We start from the raw sequence: 11,785 nt of genomic DNA, 5'->3' as shown, positions 1-11,785 counted from the left end.
CGGGGGACCTCCCGGCCGGCCCGGCGCCCGTCGCGCCCCGGGCGGCCGCGGGCAGATCGCGGGTTCCGGCCCACGTCCACCTCGACCGCTCCCGGCCGCTCGTCCGGGTCGAGGAGAGTGCGACCCCCGAGCAGGCCGGCGACGACAGGCGGATGGACTCCGGGCCCGTGGAGACCGGAGACAAGCGCCGACGCCGCTCACGTCCGCGTGAGTCCCACGTCTCCGCCCCGCGGGAGGCGACGGCGCCCCGCTCTCTCGGCAACTCCCCTCTCGGCAACTCCGCGGCCGCCCTCCCAGAGCCCGGCCGCGCCGCGCCGTCGAACGGAGGCCCCGGGCGGGGCCGCGAGGGCAGGAGGGCGGCGAAGCTGACGCCTGTCTCTCCGGCCTCGGCTCCCTCGGCCCCCCAGACGTCCGCCTCCTCCGCGCCCCAGGCGTCCTCGTCGCCGGCGGCCGCCCCGGCCAGGCCCGCCTTCGACTCCTCGAAGATCCCGGTGATACCGGCGTGGCGCCTGGAGAACGAGAAGGAGCGCGACACGCCGAACTACATATACGCGATGCGCCAGCAGCAGGTCACCCGCGTGCGCACCGAACAGCTCCTGTGGGAGAAATCAGCGCCCAAACGCGACTCCTCGGCCGGAAGGGCGGAGGCGAACTCCGAATCGATGGCGGCATCGGCCTCCGAGGACGCCGTCAAGCGGGCGGCCGAACGCGAGATCCTCTCGCCCGCCGGACGACTGCTCGCCATCGCCAGCCGCAACAGGACCCCCTTGAGCCTGTCGATCGAACGCGAAGGCGCGAGGCCGGCCGCGGCCAAGCTCACCGCCTGGGGGACGCTCATCGTCGGCCGGGCGTCGTTCACCGACCCCTCCCAGGCGGCGTCGGAGGCCCTCGGCGGCATCGAAGTCGACGGCTGGCGGGCATGGACCGCCTCCGACGGCCGCAGCCTCGACGACCTCTGACTCGCCCGCACCCGACCCCTGCCCGGCATCCCGGACGGCAGCATCTCACCCGCTGCGACCACCGCCGATCTCACCGTCGGCAGCACGATCGACGCGTCGAAGCGCGCTCACGCCATCGCCGTTACGCGCCGTTTCACGCTTCCACGCGCCGTCTATCGCCTCCCGCGCGCCGTCGCGCCTCGGCGCCCCGACCCCGTCGAAGCGCCGCGTCGTCTCCGGGCCGTTACGGCCGAGCACGTAGGCCCTCACGAAACGGGTGATTTCGCCGAAGGCACGTTCGCGCACGTCGCGGCGGGAGAGGGTGACGTCGTGAACGGCGTCCTCGAGCTTGACGAGCGTCGTGTGAGCGCCCAGGTCGGGGACCCGCTTCCAGATTTGCGCGACGTCCAGAACCGAGTCTGCGGCCCGGAAGCCCTCTGTCCACGTCTCGCCGGTGATCGAGCGGGCGGAGGTGAGGACGAGGACCGGGCAGTCGATGGCCAGGCCGCCGCTGACGCGGGCGTGCCCCGCCAGTATCGCCGAGAGCCAGCCGGCGCGCACCGGTGCGCCCGTGCCCGTGCGGAATGCCGGGTCGGGGTTCCACCCCGTCGTCCAGAACGGGTCGTCCGAATCCTCGCCGCGGGCCTGAGGGTCCGGGCCGTTCGCTGCGGCGCCGGTTGCGCGGGCCGTGGCGGCTGCGGACGCGTCGGCGGAGTCCGGGTCGCCGTCTCCGGCGGCAGGCGGGCGCCACGCGGTGATCGCCCGCTGGTAGAAGTCGCCGTCGCCGGAGGGGATGACCGAGGTGGGGGAGAGCCGGGCGAGCATGTCCACGACGGGGGCCCCGATCTGCCGGGCCATCGTCGAGCCGTGGTACTCCAGCCACGGGGCGTTCAGGACGAGCCCCTGGGCTGCGCCGGGGTGGCGGTCCGCCCACAGCGCGACGACGAGGCCTCCGGTCGAATGCCCGTAGATGACCAGGGGCAGGCGGCCGCGGTGCTCCTCGTAGACGAGGTCGGTGCAGGCGTGGATCTCCTCGTCGTAGGAGGCGAGGTCGCGGATGAACCCGAAAGTCTGCCCCTCGCGCAGGGACCTCCCGTACTTGCGCAGGTCGACGGCGTAGAACCGCCCGCCGGCCGCTGAGACGGCCCGGGCGAGCTCGACCTGGTAGAAGTAGTCGTTCCAGCCGTGGATCGCCAGGAACACGAAGTCCGGGTGCTGCCGCAGGGGCCGGCCGGGCCCGCCCATCGCCGGGTCGTCCTCGGGGACGTGGACGACGACGGTCGTTGCGACCGGGCCCTCTTCGTCCGGGTGCAGGTCTATGGTGCGTGACATGAACCCTGGGCCGAGGATGTCTCGGTCCCATGCTGCGCGATCCTTCATGCGCCTATCGTGCCACGGCCGGGGCGGGTACGGCCCCGGCAGGGCTTCCCGGCCCGCCGATCAGTTCAGGGATGCGAGGAACTCGGAGACGATGCTGGAAACTTGGTCGTTCTCCACGAGGAAGCCGTCGTGCCCGTGGCGGGAGCGGACCGTGCGCACCCCCGTCGCCCCGGGCAGCGCGTCGGCCAGGCGGCGCATGTCCGCCGGGTAGAAGAGCCGGTCGGAGTCGACTGCGACGACGAGCGCGGGCATCCTCATCTCGGCCAGGACGGCGTCGACGCCGCCGCGCCCCCTCCCGATGTCGTGCGTGATGAAGGCCCGGGAGATCGTCAGATAGGAATTGGCGTCGAAGCGCAGCGCGAGCTTGTGGGCGTGGTAGTCGAGGTAGCTCTGGACGGCGAAGCGCCCGCCGTGGAGGGGATCCTCGCCTCTCTGGGGCGAGCGGCCGAATCGCGTGTCGAGCTCCGGGGCGCACCGGTATGACAGGTGCGCGATCTCGCGAGCCAGCCCCAACCCCTGGGAGGGGCCGTCGTCCTCGGGCGCGTCGTAGTAGTTTCCCGCCCGCCACTTCGGGTCGCCCTGGATGGCGCAGATCTGGAAGTGGGCGTAGGCCACCTGTTCGGCGGTGGAGGCCGGCCCGGCGACCAGGACCGCGATGGAGCCGACCCTCTCCGGGTAGGTCGCGCCCCACTCCATGACGCGGCTGCCGCCGAAGCTGGCCCCCGCCACCATCGCCCAGCGGGAGATCCCGAAGAGGTCGGCGAGCTTGGCTTCGGCCGCGCACATGTCGCGGATGGTGATCTCGGGGAAGCGCGGCCCCCACGGGGCGCCGTCGGGGGCGGGCGAGGCCGGGCCCGTCGAGCCCTGGCAGCCGCCGAGCACGTTCGGGCAGACGACGAAATACCGGTCCGTGTCGATCGCCAGGCCCGGCCCGACGACGTCGTTCCACCACCCGTCCTCTCCGCTGCGGCTCGTCGCGTGCGAGTCCCCCGTCAAAGCGTGGCACAGGAGCACGGCGTTGGAGGCGTCGGCGTCGAGGGAGCCCCAGGTCTCGTAGGCCAGCCGGACGGCGGGCAGACGCCCGCCGAGCTCGAGCTCGAGCGGACCGATGTCCGCGAACTCGCGTTCGCCGGGGTCGTCTCCTTCCCTCCAGGCGCCCGTGACCGGGACGGTCAGGCGGGGGGCGGGGCGGTAGCCGGTGTCGAAGTCTCGGATCGGCTCGGCGTCCGTCACCGGGTCGAGCGGGGCGTGCCCGACGAGGAAGCTGGGCGATTCGGGGGTCATCCGGTTCTCCTGGTCCGCTTGGCACGCCGCCGCTATTCGGCGGCGGACGCCGCCTTCGAGCTGGCCGCGGCGAGCGCCTGGTCGAGGTCGGCGATGATGTCGTCGATCGTCTCGATCCCGATCGAGAGCCGGACGGTGCCGGGGGTGATGCCCGCCGCCGCGAGCTCCTCGTCGTCCATCTGCGAATGCGTGGTGGAGGCCGGGTGGATGGCCAGCGATCGCACATCGCCGATGTTGGCCAGATGGGAGAACAGCTCGAGGGATTCGATGAAGGCCTGGCCCGCCGGGCGTCCGCCGGCGATCTCGAAGGTGAAGACCGAGCCGGCGCCCTTCGGCGCGTATTTGCGGGCGAGCTCGTAGTACGGCGAGGAGACCAGACTGGAGTAGCGGACCGACTCGACGGAAGGATGCCGGTCGAGGAACTCCGCCGCCGCCTTCGCGTTGGCCAGGTGCCGTTCGACCCTCAGCGAGAGGGTCTCCAGGCCCTGGGCCAGGAGGAAGGCGTTGAACGGGGAGACGGCCGCGCCCGTGTCGCGCAGCAGGACGGCGCGGATCCGGGTGACGAAGGCCCCCGGCCCGATCGACGCGAAGGACAGGCCGTTGTAGGAGGCGTCCGGTTCGGTCAGCAGCGGGAATTTGCCGTTGGCCCAGTCGAAGTCGCCCTTTTCGATGATCGCGCCGCCGATCGAGGTGCCGTGGCCGCCCAGGAACTTAGTCGTCGATTCGACCACGATGTCCGCGCCGTGGTCGAAGGGGCGGACGTTGTAGGGGGTTCCGATCGTGTTGTCGACGATGAGCGGGACGCCGTTGGCGTGGGCGATGTCGGCGAGGACCTCCAGGTCGAGGAGGTCGCCCTTGGGGTTGGGGATCGTCTCGCCGTAGAGGGCGCGGGTGCGGTCGTTGACGAGCGCCCGCCAGCTCTCCGGATCGTCGGGATCCTCCACGAAGCGTACCGTGATGCCGAATTGGGCCAGCGTGCTCTTGAACAGGTTGTACGTGCCGCCGTACAGGGAGGGGGAGGAGACGATTTCGTCGCCCTGCTGGGCGACGTTGAGGACGGCGTAGAGTTCGGCGGCCTGGCCGGAGGCGACGAGCAGGGCAGCGGCCCCTCCTTCGAGCGCGGCCAGGCGCTCCTCGACGACTGCCTGGGTCGGATTGGTCAGGCGCGTGTAGATCGGTCCGAGCTCGGTCAGGGCGAAGCGGTCGGCCGCGGACTCGGTGCTGGGGAAGACGTAGGAGGTCGTCTGGTAGATGGGGAGGGCGCGGGCTCCGAAGTCGGAATCGGGGGTTTGGCCCGCGTGGACCTGGAGGGTCTCGAAGCCCCACTGGTTGTCGGTCATTTCTCTTCTACTCCTGGAATGTTGTTCGTCAGGAGCGGGCCGCGGGGCGCAGAGGAAGGCAGCCGGGCGCGGTGCGCAATGCTCCGCGGGGTGCTGCTGTCAGTTCTGCTGTCCATTCAAGCCCGCACAGACTGCTGGGGTGGGCTTGCAGCGCGCGTCGTCCGGACCGGGCCGGTGAGTCGCACGCTAGATGGGCATTCGCATGAACATGGCACTCAGCATAAGGGGTCGGGCGAGCCTTGGCAAAACCCTCCGGCCCTCTCGCACTAGGGGGGTGGCGTGCGAGAGGGCCGGAGGGTGGCGGTGTCCATGGGCGGGCCCGGGGAGCGACGCGGCTCCGGGCGATGCCCCGCTACCCGGTGAACGCTTCCGCGGTGGACACCGCCTGCGAGGCGAGGCCGGGAAGCGTTGTCGACTCCGCCTGGTAGTTGAGGACCGCGATGGCGTTGGCCGGCGAGTAGTCCAGGCCCGAGGGGCGCCGGTCGACCGTCGTGTGGGCGTCGGTGATGAGCGTCACTGGGAAGCCCCGGTAGAGGGCCCCGTTGAAGGTCGAGCGCACGCAGTTCTCGGTCAGGGCTCCGCACAGCACGATGCGGTCGGCGTTCAGGCGTTCGAGGACCTCGCCGAGATCGGTGTCGGCGAAGGCGTCTCCGAAGCGCTTGTCGACGATGGGCTCGCCGTCGAGGGGGGCGAGCTCGGGCACGATCTGCCAGCCGGGGGACTCGGCGCGCAGGCGTGCGTTCTGGTGACGCACCCAGACGACCGGGATCCCTTTGGCGCGCGCTCGGTCCACGAGGGCGGCGATGTTCGCGACGACGTCGTCGCGCCGGTACGCGGCGGCGACGACGTCGACCTGGACGTCGACCACGAGGAAGACCGGGCTGTCGGCTGCCTTGTTCTTGTGCATATTCGACTCCTCCAATCGCCGGGACCGACAGAATCGGCCCACTGATGCGGGATATGAGACGAGTCTAACATTTTACGCTTCCGTAGCCCAGGCGTCGCGGCCCGCGGGCGGGCGGATCGCACCGATGGCGCGGGAATGGCGGTGGGCGCGGGCGCGTCGCGGACGGCGATCGGAGCCGAGTCGGGGCGGAGGCCATCGCCTTGTCCTGCGGCGGAAAACCGGGGTTCCCGGGCCGCGGCCATGTGAAGGGCTAGCATAGACGAGGCGGATGTGACAAATGTTAAACGTGTTGGTTTCGTGACGAAACTGTTATACGGTGTGATTGTTGTGAAGGCTGATAAGTCAAGTGCGACACGCCGGAGGCGCGTCGTCCGCTTGTCGGGTGACGGCCTTCCTCAAGAGAAAACCGGAGGACACGTGCGGAATCGCAGAATCAACCAGGGCATCGTGGCGGCCACCGTCGTCGTCTGCGCGGCGAGCGGCCTCGGGGCGCCCTCGAACGCAGACGACGGCGGCGACGACTCGCTCGAACGGGCGCAGCGCGCCGAGCAGCGGACGGCGTCGGGCGTGGCGGCGACGGAAACGCGCCTGACCGAGCTCAGCGCGAAGGCGAATCGGCTCAAACTCACCGCGGCTCAGGCTGAGGCCGAGTCGATCACCGCTCAGCAGGAGCTCTCGACGTCGATCAGCAAGGCCGTCGAGGCCCAGGAGGCGGCGAATGCGGCGGAGGCCAACCTCGCGCAGGCCCGCAGGCGGATCGGCAGGCTCGCGCGCGAGAGCTACCGCGAGGGTTCCTCGCCTCTGAAGGGGGCCAGGCTGGTGGGCGGGACGAAGACGGCCGCCGAGGCGTACAAGCGCGCCAGGGCCTACCGGATTCTCGCCAATAAGACGAACCGCGACGTCAGTGCGTTCGAGAATGCGCGCGCGAATGCGGTGACCCTTCAGAAGGCGGCCGACCAGAAGGCCAAGGAGGAGTCCGCGAAGGCCTCCCAGGCTCAGCAGGCGGTCGCCGAGGCGTCGCAGGCCTCGACGAAGGCCCGGAGCGAAGTTGAGTCCATCGCTCAGGAGCGCAACGCCCTCGTCTCCCGACTTGCCGCCCAGAAGGGCGTGACCGCGGAGCTCGTCAAGCAGCAGCGGGAGCAGAAGGAGGCGGCCGCCGAGTCGAAGGCCGAGGCCGAGCGTCAGGCCGTCGTCGTCGCGGCGCAGAAGAAGGTGGAGGCCGAAGCGCAGGCTGAAGCGCGCAAGCAGGCCGAAGTGCAGGCTGAGGCGCAGAAGCAGGCCGAAGTGCAGGCTGAGACGCCCGCGCCGGCCGATTCACAGGCCGACGACTCGCAGACTGCCTCGGATCCCGCGGGTGGCGGGCAGGATGGACAGTCGAAGACCGGGCAGGACGGACAGACGGAACCCGAGCAGTCCGAGCGCACGGAGGGGAAGCAGGCCGAGCAGGCGCAGCCCACCGCTTCCGCGCAGCCGACGCCTGCTCAGCCGAAGCCATCCCAGACGCCTACGCCGACGGCCCAGCAGACGCAGTCACAGCAGGCGCAGGCCGCATGGCGTGCCCAGCAAGCCCAGGCGGCCCAGCAAGCCCAGGCGGCCCAGCAAGCCCAGGCCGCATGGCGCGCCCAACAGGCCCAAGCCGCCCGACAGGCCAGGCAGCAGGCCGAGCAGGCTCAACGGGTCCAGCAGGCGCAGGCGGCTCAGCGCGCTCAGCAGGCGCAGGCCGCATGGCGTGCTCAGCAGGCTCAGCGCGCTCAGCAGGCGCAGGCCGCATGGCGTGCTCAGCAGGCTCAGCGCGCTCAGCAGGCGCAGGCCGCATGGCGTGCTCAGCAGGCTCAGCGCGCGCAGCAAGCCCAGGCCGCATGGCGCGCTCAGCAGGCGCAGGCGGCGCAGCAGGCCAGGCAGCAGGCCCAAGCCCGCCAGTCCGCGGGATCGGGACTGGGCAGCCAGGTGGTCGCCTACGCGCGGCAGTTCGCCGGGGTCCGCTACGTGTGGGGCGGGGTCTCGCCGGTGACCGGTTGGGACTGCGTCGGGTTCACCAACTACGTCTACTCGCATTTCGGGCGCAGCACCCCGAGGAGAACGGGCAGCTCGGTCAACCAGTTCTGGAAGGGCTACACGATCGTCCCCGCCTCCCAGCGCCAGCCGGGCGACCTCATGTGGTGGCCGGGACACGTCGGCATCTACACGGGCAACAACATGCACATCGCGGCCTGGAACCCGAGCATGGGCACGCAGGAGCGCGCCGTGTGGGGCAGCCCGGTGTACATGCGCATCGTGTGACGGGCCGAAACCCCAGTGAAGCTCTCGTGCGGTGACGGGGTCCTCCTCTGCGGCGACCGCCGGCACTGGACGGCCGGCTCCGCCGAACGCGGCGCCGACGCCGGCCCGCCGCGGCCACCGTCACCGCGCGAGTTGAATGGATGAGGGCCCCGATTCCGGGGCCCTCATCGCTGTTCGACATCAGGCCGCCGGCCGGATCCCGCCGGCCCCGGCGCCGTGGCATCCCCTGGCCTGCGGCGGCGAGCAGCCGGTCAGTAGTGTTCGTCGATGGCCCGCTGGAACGACGTGCGGATCTCCTCCTCGGCTTCCTCGCGACCCACCCAGTGGGCGCCCTCCACGGACTTGCCCGGTTCCAGATCCTTGTACACCTCGAAGAAATGCTGGATCTCCAGGCGGTGGAATTCGGAGACGTCATCGATCTCCGTGCGCCACGAGGCGCGCTGGTCGCCCGCGGGCACGCACAGGACCTTGTCGTCGCCGCCGTGCTCGTCGCGCATGCGGAACATGCCCAGCGCCCGGCACCTGATGACGCAGCCCGGGAACGTCGGCTCCTCCAGAAGCACCAGAGCGTCCAGGGGATCGCCGTCCTCTCCGAGCGTGTCGTCGATGAACCCGTAGTCGTCCGGGTAGCGGGTCGAGGTGAAGAGCATGCGATCCAGGCGGATGCGGCCCGTCTCGTGGTCGAGCTCGTACTTGTTGCGATTGCCCTTCGGGATCTCGATGGTGACGTCGAACTCCATGATGTTGCTGCTCCTTTGTAGCCAAGGGGTGCGGGCACAACGAACCGTCGCTTCCGTGGGAGACTGTCACCGTGAAGAAGATGACGCGGACGGCGATTGCGGCGGCGATGCTCCTCTCAGGCGGTTACGTCGTTGCTGATGCCTACGATCTTACCCCGGGGTTTCTCACGGTGCGCGATCGCGAACCCGATCCCCAACCGTATCCGACGGTCTCGCGAGCGATCACGGGACCCCCTCGCCTACCCGCGTGGAACGCGAAGGCGCCACAACCCGATTCCGCCGCCGTAGGCAAAGCGGTGACGTCATTCGCCTCCGATCCGCGCGTCACCGGCCACGTGAGCGTCAAGGTCGTCGACGCGGCAACCGGGAAGACCATCGCCGAACACGAGCCCGACGCCGCCCGGACTCCGGCCTCGAACATGAAGATCGTGACGGCCGCCGTCGCCCTGCGCGTCCTCGGGCCCGCGACGACCCTGCCGACGACGGCGCGCCTGCAGGGAGGGACGATGTACCTCGTCGGAGGGGGAGACACCCTGCTCGCTGCCGGCGCCGGCACGCCCTCGGCCGTCAAGGGCCGCGCGGGGCTCGACGACCTGGCCGAACAGGCCGCCGCCAAGGCGCGCGCGGCCGGCGTGACGAACGTCCAGCTCGCCGTGGACTCGACCCTCTTCCAGGGGCCCGTGCGCCAGCCGGAGGTCAGCGGGGCCAACACCGGGTTCATCATGGAGATGCGCCCCCTGGCGGTCATGCAGTCCCGCAACCAGGCCGGCGCCTACACCCCGAACCCCGACCTGTCCGCCGGGCAGGCCTTCGCCGCCGCGCTGAGCAAGCGCGGCATCGCCGTCACAGCCGTGAACAGGGCCTCCTCGCCCGCGCCGGCCTCCGCCAAGGAGATCGGAAAGGTGCAGTCGGCGCCCGTGCGCGACCTCGTCGATTTCGCCCTGACGGAATCCGACAACACGACGGCCGACGCGCTCGGCCACCTCGTCGCAGCCAAATCGGGCGAAAAGCCCACGTTCGACGGCGCGGGCCGGGCCACCGTCGCCGAGTTGAAGAGGATGGGGCTGGACACCAAGGGAGTGGTCGTCGCCGACAATTCGGGGCTCTCCGCCTCGAACCGGCTCAACGCCGCACTCCTGACCGAGATCCTCAAGCAGGCAGGCTCGTGCGACAAGTGCAGGCTCGCCGCCCTGGCCTCCGGGCTGCCCGTCGGCGCCCTGACCGGCACGCTCGACGACCGGCTTAACGGGACCGCGGCCGCCGGCCGCCTCCGAGCCAAGACGGGGACCCTGGCCGACGCGACCTCCCTGTCCGGCTACGTCCAGACGTCCAAGGGGCGCCTTCTCGTCTTCTCGATCCTCGTCGGCGACCTCAAGGAGGGAACCCTCGCCCAGGGCAAGGCGGCGGTGGACTCCTTCGCCGCCAGCCTGGCCGCCTCCTAGCCCCGTCGCCCCCGAGCCTGAGCGCCGAGGCTCTGCTCACGGGAGGAGCGGCGCGCGGGGGCCGCGGAGCACGGCCGGGAGCCGTCCCGCGCGGGCGCGCGGATTTCGCCAGGCGTGGATTGCCCCGCGGCGGATGGCACGCCCGACTGCGGGCGGGATACCGTAGGGGGCATGGCCAGGATCAATCCGGATACGGCGCACAGAGTCGCGCGATGGATGTCAGGCGCGGGCCCGTCCGTGACGCCGGCGGACGCCCGGGCGACGGTCGCCCAGCTGCGCGCCCAGGCCGCGCGCGCCCCGATGATCGTCGCCGACGTCACCGGTCTGGACGAGGCCGCCCGGACCGCGGCGCGGGTGCCCGTGATCGTGGTCGACCGGCCCGGCTGGGCCAAGGCCGCCGCACAGCTCGCCGGAGACGTCATCGGCCCCTACATGGGCTCCGGCTCCGGCCCGCTGGCCGACGCCATGGCCTCGGCCGAGATCGCCGTCGGCGTGTCGGCCGTCGCCATGCGGGTGCTCGGCCAATACGACCCCTTCTGGGCCGGCCCGCAAGGCGCAGGCCCGCTCCCCGGTGGCGCGGCCTCGCTTCAGGAGCCCGCCGTCGGACGGCTCCTGCTCGTCGCCCCCAACGTCCGCGCCTTCGGCGCCGCATACTCCCTCGACCGGCAGGACCTGGCCCTGTGGATCTGCGTCCACGAGCTCACGCACGCCATCCAGTTCGCCGCGGCCCCCTGGCTGACCGACTACATCCACTCCCGGGCCAGGGCCCTGCTCGAACTGGTCGAGGCCCCCGAGCGGCCCTTCACCTTCGACTCCGGCCCCGGCGCCGATCTCACCGCCCTCATGAGCCTGCTCGAAGGCCACGCGGAATTCGTCATGAACGAGGTGCCCATCGCCCGGATGCCCGGCAAGAGGCACCTCATCGACGCCATGAAGGCGCGCCGCGAGGCGGGCAGCCCCATCGCCGCCTTCCTGCAGAGGGCTATCGGCCTGGACCTCAAGAGCGCCCAATACCGCGACGGGGTCGCCTTCGTCCGCGAGGTGGTCCGCCAGGCGGGGCACGAAGGCCTGAACGCCGTGTGGACGAACCCGCTCTTCGCCCCCAGCCTCGAAGAGATCGCCGCGCCCTCCGCCTGGATCAGGCGGGTCGTGGGCGCCTGATGGCAGGCCCTCATCGCGCGCTCGCGGAGACTCGCAACGCGGTCGAGTCGGCCTTCCGGGATGCGGGGATCGACGCCGGCTCGCGCGTCCTGCTGGCCGTCTCCGGGGGCTCCGACTCCATGGCGCTGGCCCAGGCCGCGCTCTTCGTCGCCTCGCGGGCCGGAGTGCTGGCGGCCAGCCTGACGGTCGACCACGGGTGGAGGCAAGATTCCCCGGACGAAGCCCGAGCGACCCGCGACCGCCTCGCCGGGCTCGGCGCCGACCCCGCCCTCGTCGTGACGCTCGCCTCCGGCGCGCGCCGCGGGCCGGGAGA

At 71.3% G+C, this 11,785-nt stretch carries 10 protein-coding genes; 5 read left to right on the top strand and 5 right to left on the bottom strand.

Annotated features, from left to right (window positions below; all coding sequences use genetic code 11):
* The coding region (locus HMPREF0043_RS11510) for a hypothetical protein (protein WP_021602332.1) at positions 1-959 on the top strand (959 nt) is incomplete at its 5' end.
* A 45-nt stretch (positions 960-1,004) separates the two neighbouring features.
* Here the strand turns inward: HMPREF0043_RS11510 and HMPREF0043_RS07155 are convergent.
* The 4 genes from HMPREF0043_RS07155 to HMPREF0043_RS07140 form a co-directional block, all read right to left on the bottom strand.
* The gene (locus tag HMPREF0043_RS07155; RefSeq protein WP_021602331.1) at positions 1,005-2,318 is read right to left on the bottom strand and encodes an alpha/beta fold hydrolase; all 1,314 of its coding nucleotides are present in this window, start codon (positions 2,316-2,318) and stop codon (positions 1,005-1,007) included.
* 60 nt (positions 2,319-2,378) lie between these two features.
* Entirely contained in the window at positions 2,379-3,602 is a 1,224-nt protein-coding gene (gene metX, locus HMPREF0043_RS07150; protein ID WP_021602330.1) for a homoserine O-acetyltransferase MetX, read from the bottom strand.
* Between the two features lie 32 nt (positions 3,603-3,634).
* Positions 3,635-4,942: an O-acetylhomoserine aminocarboxypropyltransferase/cysteine synthase family protein gene (locus tag HMPREF0043_RS07145; RefSeq protein ID WP_021602329.1), complete on the bottom strand. Its 1,308-nt coding sequence runs from the start codon at positions 4,940-4,942 to the stop codon at positions 3,635-3,637.
* 352 nt (positions 4,943-5,294) lie between these two features.
* Positions 5,295-5,849 (bottom strand): isochorismatase family protein, encoded by a 555-nt coding sequence (locus HMPREF0043_RS07140; protein WP_051317490.1) that lies wholly within the window; start codon positions 5,847-5,849, stop codon positions 5,295-5,297.
* Between the two features lie 417 nt (positions 5,850-6,266).
* On the opposite strand from HMPREF0043_RS07140, the gene HMPREF0043_RS07135 reads away from it, so the two are divergent.
* Positions 6,267-8,129, top strand: coding sequence for a C40 family peptidase (locus HMPREF0043_RS07135; protein WP_021602326.1), 1,863 nt, complete (start codon positions 6,267-6,269; stop codon positions 8,127-8,129).
* A 251-nt stretch (positions 8,130-8,380) separates the two neighbouring features.
* On the opposite strand, the gene HMPREF0043_RS07130 is transcribed toward HMPREF0043_RS07135, so the two are convergent.
* Positions 8,381-8,869: an inorganic diphosphatase gene (locus HMPREF0043_RS07130; protein ID WP_021602325.1), complete on the bottom strand. Its 489-nt coding sequence runs from the start codon at positions 8,867-8,869 to the stop codon at positions 8,381-8,383.
* A gap of 296 nt (positions 8,870-9,165) precedes the next feature.
* Here HMPREF0043_RS07130 and dacB point away from each other — a divergent pair, with 296 nt between their 5' ends.
* The 3 genes from dacB to HMPREF0043_RS07115 form a co-directional block, all read left to right on the top strand.
* Complete coding sequence (gene dacB, locus HMPREF0043_RS07125; protein ID WP_051317489.1) at positions 9,166-10,311, top strand: D-alanyl-D-alanine carboxypeptidase/D-alanyl-D-alanine endopeptidase; 1,146 nt, start codon at positions 9,166-9,168, stop codon at positions 10,309-10,311.
* A 171-nt stretch (positions 10,312-10,482) separates the two neighbouring features.
* The gene (locus HMPREF0043_RS07120) at positions 10,483-11,472 is read left to right on the top strand and encodes a zinc-dependent metalloprotease (protein ID WP_084432407.1); all 990 of its coding nucleotides are present in this window, start codon (positions 10,483-10,485) and stop codon (positions 11,470-11,472) included.
* The coding region (locus HMPREF0043_RS07115; RefSeq protein WP_021602322.1) for an ATP-binding protein at positions 11,472-11,785 on the top strand (314 nt) is incomplete at its 3' end. The genes HMPREF0043_RS07120 and HMPREF0043_RS07115, both read left to right, overlap by 1 nt.

The organism is Actinobaculum sp. oral taxon 183 str. F0552, assembly GCF_000466165.1.
GTDB lineage: Bacteria > Actinomycetota > Actinomycetes > Actinomycetales > Actinomycetaceae > Peptidiphaga.
This window is presented reverse-complemented; position numbering and strand designations above follow the sequence as displayed.